This window comes from Vibrio sinensis (assembly GCF_003605645.1).
GTDB classification, from domain to species: Bacteria; Pseudomonadota; Gammaproteobacteria; order Enterobacterales; family Vibrionaceae; genus Vibrio; species Vibrio sinensis.
Genome location: NZ_QVMU01000218.1, coordinates 1 through 349 on the forward strand (window position 1 = coordinate 1; position 349 = coordinate 349).

Sequence of the window (349 nt, forward strand, 5' to 3'; positions counted from 1 at the left end):
GATAGCGAAGCTTTCAGTTGTCGGTGAAAACGTTCTACCAACCCGTTTGCTTGTGGATGGTAGGCGGTCGTTCGGAAGCGAGTGATTCCTAAAAGTGTGGTCAGACGACGGAAAAGATCAGATTCAAACTGACGTCCGCGATCTGTAGTGATGGTTGAAGGGCAGCCGAAGTTTGCTACCCATCGTTCGACGAAGGCGCGAGCCACTGTTTCAGCAGTGATGTCTTTGATAGGTACTGCTTCTGGCCATCGAGTGAAACGGTCTACGCAGGTTCAGAGGTAAGCGTATCCATTTGAATCTGGTAAAGGTCCTACCAAATCCAGATGAACATGGTCGAAACGAGCATCGG

1 pseudogene is annotated in these 349 nt (G+C 49.9%); it reads right to left on the reverse strand.

Going from position 1 to position 349, the window contains the following annotated elements:
- Positions 1–260, reverse strand: a pseudogene (locus DZ860_RS25515) (TnsB C-terminal domain-containing protein); the annotation flags it as partial.
- Positions 261–349 lie beyond the last annotated feature (89 nt).